Source organism: Mesorhizobium sp. WSM4904 (assembly GCF_029674545.1).
Classification (GTDB): Bacteria; Pseudomonadota; Alphaproteobacteria; order Rhizobiales; family Rhizobiaceae; genus Mesorhizobium.
Map to the genome: position 1 here is coordinate 1,012,160 of NZ_CP121354.1, position 16,041 is coordinate 1,028,200.

General features: G+C 64.7%; 19 protein-coding genes. 15 read left to right on the forward strand and 4 right to left on the reverse strand.

The genetic code is table 11. The features are described from left to right. The first annotated feature begins 51 nt into the window (after window positions 1-51). Together QAZ47_RS04810 and leuC are read left to right on the forward strand one after the other, a co-directional pair. Window positions 52-204 (forward strand): hypothetical protein, encoded by a 153-nt coding sequence (locus tag QAZ47_RS04810; protein ID WP_189523815.1) that lies wholly within the window; start codon window positions 52-54, stop codon window positions 202-204. An 80-nt stretch (window positions 205-284) separates the two neighbouring features. Continuing rightward, window positions 285-1,694, forward strand: a complete 1,410-nt coding sequence (gene leuC, locus QAZ47_RS04815; RefSeq protein WP_278205851.1) for a 3-isopropylmalate dehydratase large subunit — start codon at window positions 285-287, stop codon at window positions 1,692-1,694. A 316-nt stretch (window positions 1,695-2,010) separates the two neighbouring features. On the opposite strand, the gene QAZ47_RS04820 is transcribed toward leuC, so the two are convergent. Next, the gene (locus tag QAZ47_RS04820; RefSeq protein ID WP_278232693.1) at window positions 2,011-2,325 is read right to left on the reverse strand and encodes a hypothetical protein; all 315 of its coding nucleotides are present in this window, start codon (window positions 2,323-2,325) and stop codon (window positions 2,011-2,013) included. 125 nt (window positions 2,326-2,450) lie between these two features. Between QAZ47_RS04820 and QAZ47_RS04825 the strand changes: the two genes are divergently transcribed. Together QAZ47_RS04825 and QAZ47_RS04830 are read left to right on the forward strand one after the other, a co-directional pair. After that, on the forward strand, window positions 2,451-3,647 hold the full coding sequence (locus tag QAZ47_RS04825; protein WP_278232694.1) for a GGDEF domain-containing protein: 1,197 nt from the start codon (window positions 2,451-2,453) through the stop codon (window positions 3,645-3,647). 299 nt (window positions 3,648-3,946) lie between these two features. Next, window positions 3,947-5,149, forward strand: a complete 1,203-nt coding sequence (locus QAZ47_RS04830) for a GGDEF domain-containing protein (RefSeq protein WP_278205854.1) — start codon at window positions 3,947-3,949, stop codon at window positions 5,147-5,149. Here QAZ47_RS04830 and QAZ47_RS04835 read toward each other — a convergent pair. Then, window positions 5,133-5,486 (reverse strand): hypothetical protein, encoded by a 354-nt coding sequence (locus tag QAZ47_RS04835; protein ID WP_278205855.1) that lies wholly within the window; start codon window positions 5,484-5,486, stop codon window positions 5,133-5,135. The genes QAZ47_RS04830 and QAZ47_RS04835 overlap by 17 nt on opposite strands. 343 nt (window positions 5,487-5,829) lie before the next feature. Between QAZ47_RS04835 and QAZ47_RS04840 the strand changes: the two genes are divergently transcribed. From QAZ47_RS04840 to QAZ47_RS04870, 7 genes are all read left to right on the forward strand, one after another. After that, on the forward strand, window positions 5,830-6,282 hold the full coding sequence (locus QAZ47_RS04840; RefSeq protein ID WP_278232695.1) for a hypothetical protein: 453 nt from the start codon (window positions 5,830-5,832) through the stop codon (window positions 6,280-6,282). Window positions 6,283-6,506: 224 nt separating this feature from the next. Continuing rightward, window positions 6,507-6,929, forward strand: a complete 423-nt coding sequence (sdhC, locus tag QAZ47_RS04845; RefSeq protein ID WP_278232696.1) for a succinate dehydrogenase, cytochrome b556 subunit — start codon at window positions 6,507-6,509, stop codon at window positions 6,927-6,929. Next, window positions 6,929-7,324, forward strand: a complete 396-nt coding sequence (sdhD, locus tag QAZ47_RS04850; protein ID WP_278205858.1) for a succinate dehydrogenase, hydrophobic membrane anchor protein — start codon at window positions 6,929-6,931, stop codon at window positions 7,322-7,324. Before sdhC ends, sdhD begins: the two co-directional genes overlap by 1 nt. A gap of 4 nt (window positions 7,325-7,328) precedes the next feature. Continuing rightward, window positions 7,329-9,167: a succinate dehydrogenase flavoprotein subunit gene (gene sdhA / locus QAZ47_RS04855; protein ID WP_278232697.1), complete on the forward strand. Its 1,839-nt coding sequence runs from the start codon at window positions 7,329-7,331 to the stop codon at window positions 9,165-9,167. 2 nt (window positions 9,168-9,169) lie between these two features. Beyond that, window positions 9,170-9,604 carry a DUF3052 family protein gene (locus tag QAZ47_RS04860; protein ID WP_278232698.1) on the forward strand — a complete coding sequence of 145 codons (435 nt, stop codon included), beginning with the start codon at window positions 9,170-9,172 and terminating at the stop codon, window positions 9,602-9,604. Beyond that, window positions 9,604-10,383: a succinate dehydrogenase iron-sulfur subunit gene (locus tag QAZ47_RS04865; RefSeq protein ID WP_278076027.1), complete on the forward strand. Its 780-nt coding sequence runs from the start codon at window positions 9,604-9,606 to the stop codon at window positions 10,381-10,383. Before QAZ47_RS04860 ends, QAZ47_RS04865 begins: the two co-directional genes overlap by 1 nt. A gap of 291 nt (window positions 10,384-10,674) precedes the next feature. Next, complete coding sequence (locus QAZ47_RS04870) at window positions 10,675-11,307, forward strand: DUF480 domain-containing protein (protein WP_278205862.1); 633 nt, start codon at window positions 10,675-10,677, stop codon at window positions 11,305-11,307. A gap of 236 nt (window positions 11,308-11,543) precedes the next feature. On the opposite strand, the gene QAZ47_RS04875 is transcribed toward QAZ47_RS04870, so the two are convergent. After that, window positions 11,544-11,969 (reverse strand): OsmC family protein, encoded by a 426-nt coding sequence (locus QAZ47_RS04875; protein WP_278232699.1) that lies wholly within the window; start codon window positions 11,967-11,969, stop codon window positions 11,544-11,546. 216 nt (window positions 11,970-12,185) lie between these two features. On the opposite strand from QAZ47_RS04875, the gene QAZ47_RS04880 reads away from it, so the two are divergent. The 3 genes from QAZ47_RS04880 to QAZ47_RS04890 all read left to right on the forward strand — a co-directional run bounded on the left by QAZ47_RS04880 (window position 12,186) and on the right by QAZ47_RS04890 (window position 13,409). Beyond that, complete coding sequence (locus QAZ47_RS04880) at window positions 12,186-12,407, forward strand: hypothetical protein (RefSeq protein ID WP_278232700.1); 222 nt, start codon at window positions 12,186-12,188, stop codon at window positions 12,405-12,407. A gap of 2 nt (window positions 12,408-12,409) precedes the next feature. After that, on the forward strand, window positions 12,410-12,766 hold the full coding sequence (locus QAZ47_RS04885) for a YciI family protein (protein WP_278205865.1): 357 nt from the start codon (window positions 12,410-12,412) through the stop codon (window positions 12,764-12,766). A gap of 112 nt (window positions 12,767-12,878) precedes the next feature. Continuing rightward, window positions 12,879-13,409, forward strand: coding sequence for a hypothetical protein (locus QAZ47_RS04890; protein WP_278232701.1), 531 nt, complete (start codon window positions 12,879-12,881; stop codon window positions 13,407-13,409). 376 nt (window positions 13,410-13,785) lie between these two features. Here the strand turns inward: QAZ47_RS04890 and QAZ47_RS04895 are convergent, their stop codons facing one another. Further along, complete coding sequence (locus QAZ47_RS04895; RefSeq protein WP_278232702.1) at window positions 13,786-15,048, reverse strand: ubiquinone biosynthesis hydroxylase; 1,263 nt, start codon at window positions 15,046-15,048, stop codon at window positions 13,786-13,788. A 107-nt stretch (window positions 15,049-15,155) separates the two neighbouring features. Between QAZ47_RS04895 and tesB the strand changes: the two genes are divergently transcribed. Continuing rightward, window positions 15,156-16,019: an acyl-CoA thioesterase II gene (tesB, locus tag QAZ47_RS04900; protein ID WP_278207789.1), complete on the forward strand. Its 864-nt coding sequence runs from the start codon at window positions 15,156-15,158 to the stop codon at window positions 16,017-16,019. The last annotated feature ends 22 nt before the right edge of the window (window positions 16,020-16,041 follow it).

Below are 16,041 nucleotides of genomic sequence, written 5' to 3' on the forward strand. Positions count from 1 at the left end.
GGAGGTGTGGAAGCGAGGCTGTGGAACCCAGGTTCTGCAAGCACGCCGCAATTGCCGAAAAGCCAAAACATTGCTATCTACCCCGCCATGGAAGAGCTTTTCGGCGATCCGGCCTATAAGGGTTTCGTGCTGCAGGACAGGAAGCGCCTGCCGTCGCGATTTGCCGCGCGCGTCTGCGGCGCGCTCACCAGCCGACTTAGCTGAGGCCGACTGATCAAGTCGCTTCGCCGGCTTTCAGCCCCGGCGCCAGCTTTTCCCATTCTCATATCGACGGATTTACGCACATGAGCGCACCGCGCACCCTCTACGACAAGATCTTCGACGACCATGTCGTCGACCGCCAGGACGACGGCACCTGCCTGCTCTATATCGACCGCCACCTCGTCCACGAGGTCACCAGTCCGCAGGCCTTCGAAGGCCTGCGCATGAGCGGCAGAAAAGTTCGGCATCCGGAAAAGACGCTCGCCGTGGTCGACCATAACGTGCCGACCTCGCCCGAGCGCAAATTCGGCATCAAGAACGAGGAAAGCCGCATCCAGGTCGAGGCGCTGGCCAGGAACGCCAAGGATTTCGGCATCGACTATTATTCCGAGAACGACGTCCGCCAGGGCATCGTCCACATCATCGGGCCGGAGCAGGGTTTTACGCTCCCGGGCATGACCATCGTCTGCGGCGACAGCCATACTTCCACCCATGGCGCTTTCGGCGCGCTGGCGCATGGCATCGGCACGTCGGAGGTCGAACATGTGCTGGCGACGCAGACGCTGATCCAGCGCAAGGCCAAGAACATGCTGGTGCGCGTCGACGGCCAGCTTCCGGAAGGCGTCACCGCCAAGGACATCATCCTGGCCATCATCGGCGAGATCGGCACCGCCGGCGGCACCGGCTATGTCATCGAATATGCCGGCGAGGCGATCCGCTCGCTGTCGATGGAAGGCCGCATGACGATCTGCAACATGTCGATCGAAGGCGGGGCGCGGGCCGGCCTGATCGCGCCGGACGAGACCACCTTCGCCTATGTGAAGGACAAGCCGCGCGCGCCGAAGGGCGCCGCCTGGGATGCGGCGATGGCTTATTGGAAGACACTGCATTCCGACGAAGGCGCGCATTTCGACAAGGTGGTCGTGCTCGATGCGCAGAAACTGCCGCCGATCGTCTCCTGGGGTTCTTCGCCCGAGGATGTCGTCTCGGTGCAGGGCGTGGTGCCCAATCCGGAAGAGATCGCCGACGAGAACAAGCGTTCCTCAAAGCTGCGCGCGCTCGACTATATGGGGCTGACGCCGGGAACCAGGATCACCGACATCGCGCTCGACCGCGTCTTCATCGGCTCCTGCACCAATGGCCGCATCGAGGACCTGCGCGCCGCCGCCAAGGTGGTCGAGGGCAAGAAGGTCAATCCGCGTGTCAACGCGATGATCGTGCCGGGTTCCGGCCTGGTCAAGGAGCAGGCCGAGGCCGAGGGCCTCGACAAGATCTTCGTCGCCGCCGGCTTCGACTGGCGCGAGCCTGGCTGCTCGATGTGCCTGGCCATGAACGACGACCGGCTGAAGCCGCATGAGCGCTGCGCCTCGACCTCGAACCGCAATTTCGAGGGCCGGCAAGGTTTCAAGGGCCGCACCCATCTGGTGTCGCCGGCCATGGCGGCAGCCGCCGCGATCGCCGGCCACTTCGTCGACATCCGCGACTGGAAGTAACGGCCAGCCTGGAATACAGGAAATCAGCGCAGGCGCTGGAGAATTGAAGCCGCCCCAACCTCGTCATCCCAGGGCGAAGCAGGAGCGTAAGCTCCGTCGCGGAGACCATAGGATCCTGCCGTAACCTTGATCGAAGGGTGCAGCGGAGCAGAATTCTGCACCGTTGCATCGCTCGTATTTCACGGAATGGATCCTCGGGTCTGCGCCGCCGCGTCGCTTCGCTCCTTGCTTCGCCCGAGGATGACGATCGCGATGGGCGTTCCGGCTAATCACCAAGGCGTGCGACCTGCCAACGCAAACATACTCCGACAGGAACTTATCTCTCTCCCCTTCGGATGATGTGATGGAACTCCTCGCGTCGGCCGGGCTCGTCCGTGGCGACCACCAGCGCCAGTTTCTGCTCGTCGAAAATCCTGAACCATTCGTCCCATTCGACCAATTCGTAGCCGCCGGCGTTGAACGGCCGCTCCGGGCGGTCGTTGTCTTCATAGGCGGTCTGGCCAAAAACCAGGCGCAGCATGGGTTGAGTTCCGGCCTCGGGCGACACGTCGACGACGGCCGGAAATCCGGCGCGCGCCGCCGCCCAGGAACGGATCGCATCGTGATCGGTCAGGGTGATCGTACCGGCCATCGGCGTTCTCCTTTTCGTTGGAAACGCCGGCCTTGCGGAGCCGTTCCGTAGCCTGGCTTAACGGCTTGTTTGCGCTTGCGTACTAGCATCTCCCCCTGGGTAAAGTTGGGGAAAGTCGCAGTCGTTTGGACACCGGTCTGCTCATAGCGCTGCTCAATCCCACGATAGCGCTGGCGCTCGGCGCTGCGTTCCTCGTGCTGTGGTTTCATCAGCGCCACCGCCCGTATCTGGCGGCGCTGGCGGCGAGCTATTGCCTGTCGGCCGCGGGCTTCCTGCTGCAATATTTCACGCTTCCGGTCGGCGTCGTGGCGACCAAGCTGATCTCCAACATATGCTTCACGATCGCCGCCTGCTGTCTTTCCAGCGCGATCGTCGTCCGCTACGGCCGGCGTGTGCCCTATATCGGCATCGGCATCATGACCGGCGGCGGGCTCGCCGCCTTCGCATGGTTCATGTTCGTCCAGCCGGATCTCACCTGGCGCGTGCTCAGCATGAATTTCGGCTTCGGCGGCTTGAGCCTCCTCGTCGCGGCCGAGCTCAGGCCGGTGCGCAACAATGGGCCGACCGAAAAGATCCTGTTCGTGTTGTCATTGCTTTCGGCGCTGAACTTCACCGCTCGGACCCTGATCGTCGTCATCGCGCATGGGCCGTTCCCGAGCTATGACGGTTTCTACGGTTCGTCTTACTGGACGACGGCGCTGCTGTCGCACGCGCTTTTGTCGCTCCTGATCGCGCTCTGCCTGTTCACGGCGGCGGCGCTCGACGTGATGAAGGCGCTGAAGGCCGAGACCCAGACCGACCCGCTGTCGGGGCTCCTCAATCGCCGCGGCTTCGAGGATCGGGCAGCGTTTCTGCTCGATCGATGCGCCAAGGCGGGATCTCCCGTTGCGCTCGTGCTTGCCGACCTCGATCATTTCAAGGCGCTGAACGACCGGCACGGGCATGAGGCGGGCGACAGGGTGATTGCCGATTTCGCCGCCAAGCTGCGTTTCGCCACGGGCACGCGGGGCGCTGCCGGCCGCATCGGCGGCGAGGAGTTCGCCGTCCTTCTGCCGCTCAGCGATCTCGCCTCGGCGCGCCTGTTTGCCGAAGCGATCCGCAGCTACTATTCGGCTGGCGCGATCGACGGGCTTCCTTCCGGCGTCAGGGTGACCGCGAGCTTCGGCGTCGCCGCCCGCACCGGGAATGAAGGCCTGGCGCCGCTGATGCGGCGCGCCGACGAGGCGCTCTACAAGGCCAAGAGGAACGGTCGCGACAGCGTCCGCCTCTCCTACGAGCGCCCCGAAACCGTCTTCGTGGCTGAAGCGGTCAGCGTCGGCTGAGGCGGGCTGACCCCCCGCGACTTCGTCATCCTCGGGCTTGACCCAGGGCTTGACCCGAGGATCCATGCCGTGTCGACTGCCTTAGAATGCGGCCCATCAGATTCTGCACCGTTGCGGCGCTCCAAAGTAACGGAATGGATTCTAGGGTCTGCGCGCGTCGCTCCGCTCCTTGCTCCGCCCTAGAATGACGACCGAACGGGCCTTGCAGCTAATCGCCAAGGCCTGCGGTTCCGCACCATAGCCCGCGTTAACGTGTTTTTCGCTCGTCGATGGTTTTCTGTCCGGGGGACTCAAGGAACATGGGCAGCGCTGATTTCATCCTGGTGATCAATCTGTTCGTCGCCGGGCTTCTGGCGGCGGCCTTCATGGCGATCGCCATCTATGACGTCGGGCGTGTGCCGGCGCGCTGGCTGGCCTTCGGCTATGTGCTTGGCATGGCCTATTTCGCCATCGAATTCAGCATCCCCGCCTTTGCCGATGCCCGGCTGCCGGTTGTCGTAGCCTTCGCCGTCTTCCTCGGCGCAACCATCGCCTTCAACGGCGGGCTTGCCCACAAATACGGCGTGACGCCGCCTTGGGCGCCGATGCTGTTCTTCCTGGCTGTGTCCTCGGTCGCCGTCTATTTGGTGCAAGACCTGCCGCGCCAGTCGCTCACCCGCATGATGGCCTATCAGCTTCCCTATGCCGCCATGCAGTTCACCGCTCTCGGCATCGTGCTGTCCTCCAGGCAGAGGCTCGGGCGGCTCGACCACATATTGATGCTCGTGCTCGCGGCGAGCGCCGCGCAGTTCGCCTCGAAACCTTTCATCGCCGGCGCTTTGGGCGGCTGGGGTGCCAATCCGCAATCCTATGTCGGGACGAGCTATGCGCTGGTGTCACAGTCGCTCGGCACCGTGTTCGGCTTGGCGGTGGCGCTGCTTGCGCTCGCCATACTGGTGCGCGACGTGCTCGCCGAAGCCACGTCGAAGTCGGAAACGGACGCGCTGTCGCGGCTCTTCAACCGTCGCGGCTTCGAGCGGCATGCCGCACTTGCGATGCGCGACGCCGTGCGCCAAGGCGTTCCGGTGGCGCTGCTCATTGCCGACCTCGACTACTTCAAGAGCATCAACGACAGCTACGGTCATGCCTGCGGCGATCGCGTCATCGAGACCTTTGCGGGCTTCCTGCGCGAGGCAGCGGCCGAGCACCATGTCGCCGGCCGCATCGGCGGCGAGGAATTCGCCATCATCCTGCCCGGCACCAATCTTGCCGCGGCGCGGCTGTTCGCAGAGGGCGCGCGCAGCGCGTTCAGCGCTCTGCCGATCGACGGCCTGCCCGTCGATCATCGCTGCAGCGCAAGCTTCGGTGTTGCCGAGCTTGCCGCGGATGAGAGTTTTTCAGATCTTCTTCGTCGCGCCGACGATGCGCTCTACGCAGCCAAAAATGCCGGTCGCGACTGCGTCCGGGTCTCGACCGGGCGAGGCCGGCGGCAAGGTCCGGTGCTGTTCAACGGCAGGGGCTGAGGTTAGGCATCTCGCCGTCGGAAAGCCCGTACATATAGGAGCGGCCCTTGACGAAAACCGGCGGCTGATAGCAGCCGGGCGCGCCGGCATCGTCCGAATCGTAGATCACGTCGGGCTGCCCGGCGCCGGTGTAGTCGGAAAGCTGCTTGGCGAGCCTGCCCTGGCCGACGATGATGCGCTTGTAGCCGGCGGCGCTGTCGATAACGAGATTGCCGAAGGAATCGGCATAGACGCGGTCGTGATGGCGCAGACCTGCCTCGGCCGGCGTGGCGATCGCGATGGCAAGAGCCGCCAGAGTCACGGCGGCGAAGCTTGCCCGCGCTGATTTCGAACGCATGTCGCTCTCCCTTATGCGCGCGACCCCTGGATCGCGCCCCAAACGTGGTTCGAATCAGAAATTAACCCTTTCTTAACCTTTGTTAAGGGGCTGACGCCCTGCAGGGCCGGAACTTAATGAACATGGTTAATTTCGGCGGCTGCTCTGCGCATCGCCCCCCCCAGGCCAATCCAATCGTCTCCAGGCGAGCTTGATCTTGGCGCATCGCGTGGCTGGAGCGGTTCACCGTTTTCCGGAAACGGTAACCCGCTCTATCTCTTTGTTTTCACGCAATTCCGGACGGAAAACCGTTTCCACTTTTCCTGGAATTGCTCTAGCGTGCCGCGCACGAAAGGGGCAGCGCATGAGGTTTGACCGCGCGGTTCGGATGTCGCTCGTTATTCCGGTGCTTTTAGCGGTCGCTGCCTGCGTGCCGCAGGACGGCGCGCCGAAGGCGGCGAACACGGTATCGCCGGCAGTCTCGCCTGGTCCAACGCAGCAACCCGCCGCGCCAGCCGCAGGAACTGCTGCAACGCCCAAGACACCCACGACCAAGATCATCACCGACTTGACCGCGCCGCGATCCGGCGTCGGAACGGCCACCTACAAATGCGGCAATGGCGGCATGATCACCATCCAGAATCTCGGCACGTCGCTGCGTGTGGTTGGGGCGGATGGCGGGACCGAGGAGTTCGCGGCGTCGCCCGCCAACCAGAGCAGCCGCTACCAAGCGGCGACGCATGACGCGATCGTGATCGACGGACGCGAAGCGCTGGTGATGAAGAAGGGGTCGACGCCGCAGACCTGCGCAAGATAACCTCAGCCTATCGCACTGCAGCGACGTTGCGCCGGCTTCGCGCCGCCCGCTAATCGATTGAAGCGAAATTTCCCCTTTTTGTCAGACTAAATGACGTTTCCAAAACGATTTTCCGGCTTTGACGCGGTGCAAAAAGCGCATTAGAAACCGCCTATCCGAAGCCATATATGGAGACGGCAAATGCCGCACCTGTCGCAGCTCCGGAACGCCGAACTGGGGGAGCCATGAGCAAATCACCAGCCACCCGCGCAATTGCCAGACATGAGCGGCCGCTTTCGCCGCATCTGACGATCTACCGGCCGCCGATCACGATGACGATGTCGATCATCCATCGCATCACCGGCGGCGCGCTCTATTTCGGCACGCTTCTGGTGGCGGCATGGCTGATCGCTGCGGCAAGCTCGCAGGCCGCGTTCGACTGGGTCGACTGGGCTTTCGGCTCCTGGCTCGGCCGGCTGGTCCTGTTCGGCTACACCTGGACGCTCATGCACCACATGCTGGGAGGAGTGCGCCATCTCGTCTGGGACACGGGGGTGGGCCTCGAAAAAGGCACCGCCTCGAAGATCGCCTGGGCGACGCTCGCCGGCTCGATCGTGCTCACGCTCTTGATCTGGATCGCCGGCTACATGGCGCGGGGAGCTTTCTGATGAGCGCGAAGAACACCGACATGCGCACGCCGCTGGCCAAGGTCCGCGGCCTGGGCTCGGCCCGCGAGGGCACGCAGCATTTCTGGCGGCAGCGGCTGACGGCGATCGCCAACATCCCGCTCATCCTGTTCTTCGTCGGCTTCCTGATAGCGGTCAACGGCCACGGCTATGCCGACGTGCGGGCTTCGCTCGCCAATCCCTTCGTGGCGCTGGTGCTGGCGCTGGTGCTCATTTCCGGGCTCTACCACATGCGGCTCGGCATGCAGGTGATCATCGAGGACTATGTGCATGGCGAGGGCATGAGGCTGGCGCTGATCGCGCTCAACACATTCTTCACAGTGGCTGTCGGCGTCGCCTCGCTCTTCGCCCTGCTCAAACTGGCATTCGGAGGCTGAAGTCTTGGCCAAGGACGCATCGACCGCCAAAGCGGCTTCCGCCTATACCTTTATCGATCACAAATTCGATGTGGTGATCGTCGGCGCCGGCGGCGCCGGCCTGCGCGCCACGCTCGGCATGGCCGAGCAGGGACTGCGCACCGCCTGCATCACCAAGGTGTTCCCGACGCGCTCGCATACCGTCGCGGCCCAGGGCGGCATCGCCGCCTCGCTCGCCAATATGGGGCCGGACAATTGGCAGTGGCATCTCTTCGACACCGTCAAGGGATCGGACTGGCTGGGCGACATCGACGCGCAGGAATACATGGTGCGCGAGGCGCCTGCGGCGGTCTACGAGCTGGAGCATTACGGCGTGCCGTTCTCGCGCACGGAAGAGGGCAAGATCTACCAGCGGCCGTTCGGCGGCATGATGATGAATTTCGGCGAAGGTCCGCCGGTGCAACGCACCTGCGCGGCCGCCGACCGTACCGGCCATGCCATGCTGCACACGCTCTATGGCCAGTCGCTGAAGAACAACGCGCAGTTCTTCATCGAGTATTTCGCGCTCGACCTGATCATGGAGCCTGACGGCACCTGCACCGGCGTCGTTGCCTGGAACCTCGACGACGGCACCATCCATCGCTTCTCGGCCAAGATGGTGGTGCTGGCGACCGGCGGCTATGGGCGCGCCTATTTCTCGGCCACCTCGGCGCATACCTGCACCGGCGACGGCGGCGGCATGGCCGCACGTGCCGGGCTTGCGCTGCAGGACATGGAGTTCGTGCAGTTCCACCCGACCGGCATCTATGGCGCCGGCTGCCTGATCACCGAAGGCGCGCGCGGCGAGGGCGGCTATCTCGTCAATTCCGAAGGCGAGCGCTTCATGGAGCGCTATGCGCCGTCGGCCAAGGATCTTGCCTCGCGCGACGTGGTCTCGCGCTGCATGACGCTGGAGATCCGCGAAGGCCGCGGCGTCGGGCCGAAGAAGGACCACATCTTCCTGCATCTCGACCATCTCGACCCGGCCGTCCTGCACGAAAGGCTTCCGGGCATTTCGGAATCGGCAAAAATCTTCGCCGGCGTCGACCTGACCAAGGAGCCGATCCCGGTGCTGCCGACGGTGCACTACAATATGGGCGGCGTGCCGACCAACTACTGGGGCGAAGTGCTCAATCCGACGGCAAGGAGCCCGGATCGCGTATCGCCCGGGCTGATGGCGGTGGGCGAGGCCGCCTGCGCTTCGGTGCACGGCGCCAACCGGCTGGGCTCGAACTCGCTGATCGATCTGGTCGTTTTCGGCCGCGCCGCGGCGATCAGGGCCGGCGAGGTGATCGACCGCAATTCGCCGATCCCTTCGCCCAACGCGGCTTCGGTCGAGAAGATCATGGATCGCTTCGACCGGCTGCGCCATGCTAACGGCTCGACGCCGACGGCCGTACTGCGAGAAAAGATGCAGAAGGCGATGCAGGAGGACGCGGCGGTGTTCCGCACCCAGGAATCGCTCGACAATGGCTGCAAGCGCGTTTCCGCGATCTGGGGCGAGCTCAAGGATCTCAAGGTGTTCGACCGCTCGTTGATCTGGAACTCCGATCTCGTCGAGACGCTGGAGCTGGAGAATTTGATGGCGAACGCCATCACCACGGTCCACGGCGCCGCGGCGCGCAAGGAGAGCCGGGGCGCGCACGCGCGGGAAGATTTCGCCGGCCGCGACGACGCCAACTGGCGCAAGCACACGCTGGCCCGCGTCAGCGAGGACGGCAAGGTGACGCTCACCTACCGGCCGGTGCATACCGACACGCTGCTGCCGGAAAAAGACGGCGGCATCAACCCGGCCAAGATCGCGCCGAAGGCCAGGGTGTACTGACCATGGCATCGGCGGCGGCAGGATATTCCGGCACGCCCCTTCCGGCCAAGCTCGGCCTGAAGGACGGCATGGTCGCCGCCTTCATCGCCCTGCCGCCGGAGCTCGACGAGCTTGCCGAGGCCATGGACTTCGCCAAGGTCGATCGATTGCCCGAATGGGCGGCAATCTCCGGCACCGGGAAATACGATGCCGTGCACGCCTTCACTCGCCAGCGCGCCGAGATCGAGGATCGCCTTGGCGATATCGAGACCGCGATCAAGCGCGACGGCATGGTCTGGGTCTCCTGGCCAAAGAAGGCATCGAAAGTGGCGACGGACGTCACCGAAGACGTTGTCCGCGCCGAGGCGCTGAAGCGCGACCTCGTCGACGTCAAGGTCGCCGCCGTGAACGAAATCTGGTCCGGGCTGAAGCTCGTCATCCGAAAGGACCGCAGGTAATGGTCGAACTTACGCTTCCGAAGAACTCGCAGATCAAGCAGGGCAAGACCTGGCCGAAGCCGGAGGGCGCGACGAACCTGCGCGAATACCGGATCTACCGCTGGTCGCCGGACGACGGCGAGAACCCGCGCATGGACACCTATTTCGTCGACATGGACGATTGCGGGCCGATGGTGCTCGACGCCCTGCTCTGGATCAAGAACAAGATCGACCCGACGCTGACGCTGCGCCGCTCCTGCCGCGAGGGCATTTGCGGTTCCTGCGCCATGAACATCGACGGTTCCAACACGCTGGCCTGCACCAAGGGCTGCGACGACATTTCAGGCGCGATCAAGGTCTATCCGCTGCCGCACATGCCGGTGGTCAAGGATCTGGTGCCCGACCTCACCAATTTCTACGCCCAGCATGCCTCGATCGAGCCGTGGCTGAAGACGGTCTCGCCCGAGCCGGCCAAGGAATGGCTGCAAAGCCATGAGGACCGCGAGAAGCTCGACGGGCTCTATGAATGCATCCTGTGCGCCTGCTGCTCGACCTCCTGCCCGAGCTACTGGTGGAACGGCGAGCGCTATCTCGGCCCGGCGACGCTGCTGCAGGCCTATCGCTGGCTGATCGATAGCCGCGACGAGGCGACCGGCGAACGGCTCGACAATCTCGAAGACCCGTTCCGGCTCTACCGCTGCCACACCATCATGAATTGCGCGCAGACCTGCCCGAAGGGACTCAATCCCGCGAAGGCGATCGCGGAGATCAAGAAGATGATGGTGGAGAGAAGGGTCTGAGGCCTGGCGGCTCAGCTTCGTAAGCAGCGATCCTTCGCGCCCCCCTCTGTCCTGCCGGACATCTCCCCCACAAGGGGGGAGATTGGCTGTTTCGCTGGCGGCGCTCGTCCTTCAACATTGGAGATTGGCGAAAGCCGACGTGACGTCCGATCTCCCCCCAAGTGGGGGAGATGTCCGGCAGGACAGAGGGGGGCGCTGTCCCGCCGACTTTTCGAAGGTTCTGCCTTGTAGCACTGCTTCGATGTCTGCCAAAATCGCCGTTCAGAGAACCGACAGAAATAGCCCAACCCAATGACCGATCTCCCCGTCCTCTCCCCCGCCGAAGCCCGCGTGCTCGGCTGCCTGATCGAGAAGAAGGAGCTGACGCCGGACGTCTATCCGCTGACGCTCAACGGCGCGCACGCCGCCGCCAACCAGAAGACGGCGCGCGAGCCGGTGATGGCGCTGGAGCTGACGGAGGTTCGGCGGGCGCTGAGCTCGCTCGAGCAGAAGGGCCTGGTGCGGCAGGCGTTTGCCTCGCGCGTCGAACGCTACGAGCACCTGATGGCGCAGCGCTTCTCGCTGACCACGCCGCAGATCGCGATCGTCGGCCTGCTGCTCCTGCGCGGCGCGCAGACCGCGCATGAGCTGCTCGCGCGCTCGGAACGCATGGCGCGCTTTGGGTCGATCGAGGAGCTTCGCGACAATCTCGACCTGATGATCGGCCGCCGGCCGCCGCTGGTGCAATTGCTCGAACGCGCCCCCGGACAGCGCGAGGAGCGTTATGTGCATCTGCTGAGCGGCCCGGTGGAAATGACGGCGGTCGCGGCACCGTGGCAGCCGCCGGCGACATCTTCGGATTCCGGACTTGAGGCCCGCGTTAAAGCACTGGAGGAAGAGGTTGCGGCGCTGCGGGCGAAGATCGAGGCGCTGGCTGGGCTATAGCGTTTCAGCACGGTCGGGATAATTGCCAAAGCCGGCGCTGCCCCTCATTGCCCTGCCGGGCATTTCTCCCCGTATAGTGACGGGGAGAAAGAGCTGGCCGCAACGCTGGCGCCATTTCTGCCACGCAGATGGTTGGCGAAACCGACGATGAGAGCGCCCCTCTCCCCGTCACTATACGGGGAGAGGATGCCGGCAGGCAGGTGAGGGGCGGCGCCGACGCCAGATCAGGATGCCAATCACCCAAGCTTCGCGTCGAGCGACACCTTGATCGCGCCGAGCGCCTTCGAGACCGGGCATTCGGCCTTGGCTTTCTCGGCCAGCTCCTTGAATTTCGCCGCATCGATGCCCGGCACCTTGCCGATGAGCGTGATGGCGCTGCCGGTGATGCCGGTGCCGGGCACCAGCGTCACGACCGCCTTGGCGTCGAGCTCGGCGGCCGGCGTGCCGTTCTCGGCCAGGAAATGCGAGAGCTGCATGGCGTAGCAGCCGGCATGGGCGGCGGCGATCAGCTCTTCCGGATTGGTGCCGGATTTGCCGCTCTCGTCCTCGAAGCGCGCCTTGAAGGAATAGGGCGTGCCCTTCAAGGTGCCGCTCTGCGTGTCCAGCGTGCCTTGGCCCTCTTTCAGATTGCCTTTCCAGACGGCGTTTGCGGTGCGGTCCATGAAGTCCTCCTGGCTTGTCGGGGTTCGCCGGCGGGGCGCCGGCGTTCTTCTGAACTATAGCGCGGGCGCGCGGGAAGACCATGGCGCGATGTTATCCGCCCAGGCGGCGCCTGCGAAAAAATTCCCGAAAAAAATGCGCGTGCAAAAATGTCGACTTCCAGAGGGCCTGACCGTCCTGCGGGCGGCCACGGAATTTGCGGCCGATGGAGGTTCAGGATGGACAATCTGTTTTTCGCACTTTGGAGGCGCCCCGGCCACAGGGCGCAGCAGCTGGAAGAGTTCTGGCTGGAACCGCCGCCACTCGGCGTCGGCCGGCTGGTGGCGGCGGTGGCCATCATCGGCGTGGCGGCATGCCTGCTCGACCATGCGGCGGCCGTCAGAGGCAAGGCTGACAGCGTCGCTGTCGCCCCCTATGGTTCATCACAGGAAGGGAACTGACAATGAGATATGTCCTGCTGGTCTATGGCGAGGAGAAAGACCTTCTCGCGCTCACGCCAGAGAGATCGGCCAAGCTCGACGCCGACTCGCTCGCTTACGACAGATTGCTCGACCAACAGGGCAAGCTGATCATCGCGCAGGCGCTGCAGACGGTGAAGAAGTCGAAGTCGCTTAGGCGGCGCAAGGGCAAGCGGCTGGTCACCGACGGCCCGTTCGCCGAGACGAAAGAGCAGCTTCTCGGCTTCGTCATGGTGGAGGCTGCGGATCTCGACGAGGCGCTGGCGATCGCGGACGGCATTCCGCTGGCCGAGCTCGGCACCGTCGAGGTCAGGGCGATCTACGACATACCGGGGTCATGATGCCGTCGTATGGCGATCAGGCACATTAGGGGTTTCTTCATCGCCGCAATTGTCGCGTGTTGAAGCGATGCTGCACTTCTCCTATCGTTGCCGGGATTCGGGGGAATTCGGCATGCCTTTCTTGATCGCTGTCCTTGGCGTGCTGGGCGCCGCGGCCATCTGGTGGTACCGGATGAAAGCCATGAACGAGGCCGCGCGCGAGGTCGCCGATGTCGTCGGGCGCGTGCAAGGCAATATCCGCCGCAAGAAGCTGCGCAAGCAGGCAGCGCTCTCGCCGCTGACGGCGATCGACGATCCCGTGGTGGCGGCGGCGACGCTGATCACCGCGATCGTTTCGGAACATGGCCCGATCCTGCCGCGGCGCGAGGCCGTCATCCGCGAGGTGATCGCGCAGATTGCCGAAAGCCAGAAAAAGACCGACGAGGCCGTCGTCTACGCCAAATGGGCGGCGTCGCAGATCGACGACACGACGATCGTCATCGACAAGCTGGCGCCGTTCCTGCGCGAACGCCTCGACCCGCACGAGCGCGACGATCTGCTCAGGATGCTGAGCCGCGTCGCGCAGGGCGGCGAGCAACGGCTGCGGATCGCCGACCAGCGGATGGTGAGGCTGAGGCAGAAGCTGGGCTTCGAGGTGAACTAAAGCGCGTCGCGTTGAGATGGACTCAGGCGACGCGCTTTAAGTTCTTGTTTTGATGCATGTCGTTTTCCCAAAACCGCTACGCACTTTTGGGCGACATGCATTAAGCTGAAGCTGTGGCAGCCGGATCGCCTGCCTTCGTGATCAGCCGAAACGCCCCTCACGTCGTCATTCTATGGCGGAGCAAGGAGCGAAGCGACGCGGCGCAGACCATAGAATCCATTCCGTTACCTGTAAGCGTTGCGGCGGTGCAGAAATTTTGCTCCGCAGCACCCTACGATTGACGCTACGGAATGGATCCTCGGGTCTTCGCGTCCGCTTCGCTCCCGCTCCGCCCGTGGATGACGACGTCATGCAGGCCTCGGCCAATCGCCAAGCGCTAGATCGCCTCGCCCTTCAATAGCCGTGGCGTGTCGCCGGACAGGCCCGACGCCTGGCGGATGAAGAAATCCTTCAGTTTCGGCATGCGCTCGACAAGGCCGAGGCCGATATCGCGCACGGCGCGCAGCGGGCCGATGTCGTTCGAAAACAGCCGGTTCAGCACGTCGGTGGTGACGCCCATCTGCAGCGTGTCGAAGCGGCGCCACTGCTGGTAGCGCTCGAGCACGTCGAGCGCGCCGATGTCCTGGCCGAGCCGATCGGCCTCGACCACCACTTCGGCAAGCGCCGCCACATCCTTGAAGCCGAGATTGAGGCCTTGGCCGGCGATCGGGTGGATGCCGTGCGCGGCATCGCCGGCGAGCGCGATGCGCGGCGCCACGAAGGCGCGGGCAAGGGTCAGACCGAGCGGCCAGGCGCGCGGCTTGTCGGCGACACGGATCTCGCCGAGCTTCAAGCTGAAGCGCTGCTCCAGCTCGTGCTCGAAGACGAACTCGTCGCCATCGACGAGTTTTTGCGCGTCTTGCGAGCGCTCGACCCAGACGATCGAGGAGCGGTTGGTCCCGTCCTTGTCGGGTTTCAGCGGCAGCGTGGCGAAGGGCCCGGCCGGCAAGAAATGCTCCTCTGCGCGGCCGTTGTGCGGGCGCTCGTGGGCCACGGTGCAGACGATGCCGGACTGGCCGTATTCCCATTTCACGGTCTTGATGCCGGCCATGTCGCGCAGCTTCGAATTGACGCCGTCGGCGGCGATCAGCAGTCGGGCCTTGAGCGCGGCACCGTCCGCCAGATGAACGGTGATACCGGCGCCGTTCGTGTCGAAGGCGCTGACAGCCATGCCTTCGATGATGTCGATGCCGAGCTTTGCGGCGCGGCGGCGCAGCGCCCCGTTCAGCTCCCGGTTGGCGACCATATGGGCGAAGGGCTCGCCGGGAGCCACCTCACCGTCAAAAGTGAGGAACACCGGGCGCACCGGATCGGCGGTGTGCGAGTCGGTGATGACCATCTCGGTGATCGCCTGCGCCTCCGGCGCGATCTCGTCCCAGACGCCGAGCTGCTCCAGCATGCGGCAGGCCGCGGCGGTGATCGCCGAGGCACGGCCGTCCTTGTGCCAGACGCCGGCGGGCGCGGCATCGACGATGGCGACGCCGAGGCTGGGGCGTGCCTGCTTCAGCGAGACGGCGGCGGCAAGGCCGACATAGCCGGCGCCCGCCACCAGCACATCCACGGAGGCTTTGTCTGGCCCATTCACCCTGCGGTCGACCATCGCACTTTCCTTTCGCGGCTTCCGGACGCGGCGGCGGCCGTTGCAGCTTGACTGCCCGCCCGTCCTGTCCGAAACCCGCCATGACACATCTTCGAGGGACGTGGAACATGACGGCGGCCATGGACGAGCTTCTCGACATTCTCGACCTCGAGCAGCTCGAACACAATCTGTATCGTGGTCGCAGCCCTAAGCTCGACTGGCAGCGGGTTTTTGGCGGCCAGACCATCGCCCAGGCGCTGGTCGCGGCCCAGCGCACCGTCGAGCCCGAGCGCCATGTTCACTCGCTGCACGGCTATTTCATGCGGCCCGGCGACACCAAGGTGCCGATCGTCTACGAGGTCGACCGCATCCGCGACGGCGGTTCCTTCACCACGCGCCGGGTGGTGGCGATCCAGCACGGGCAGGCGATCTTCTCGCTGGAAGCCTCGTTCCAGCAGGACGAGGTGGGGCTGGAGCATCAGCTGCCGATGCCGCGCGACGTGCCGGCGCCCGACACGCTGCTTTCGCAGCGCGAGCTGCTCGGCAAGTTCGGCGAGGCGGTGCCGGAAGGCATCCGGCGCTACTGGGAGCGCGACCGGCCGATCGAAATGAAGCCGGTGATGCTCAAGCACTATACCAGCCGCGAGAAGCTGGAGCCGGAGCAGAACATCTGGATCCGCACCACCGGTCCGGTGCCGGAAGACCGCGCGACCCAGGCGGCCGTGCTCGCCTACCTCTCCGACATGACGCTGCTCGACACCTCGACCTTCGCGCATGGCCGCGCCATTTTCGACCGCGACATCCAGGCGGCCAGTCTCGACCACGCGATGTGGTTCCATCGCAGCCATTCGCTGGACGACTGGATCCTCTACACACAGGACAGTCCCTCCACGCAAGGCTCGCGGGGCTTCACCCGCGGGTCGCTGTTCGCGCGCGACGGAACCTTGATCGCCTCGGTTGCCCAGGAAGGCCTGATCCGGCTGCGGCGCTGAGCAGGCCAGCTCTTTTCCAGCG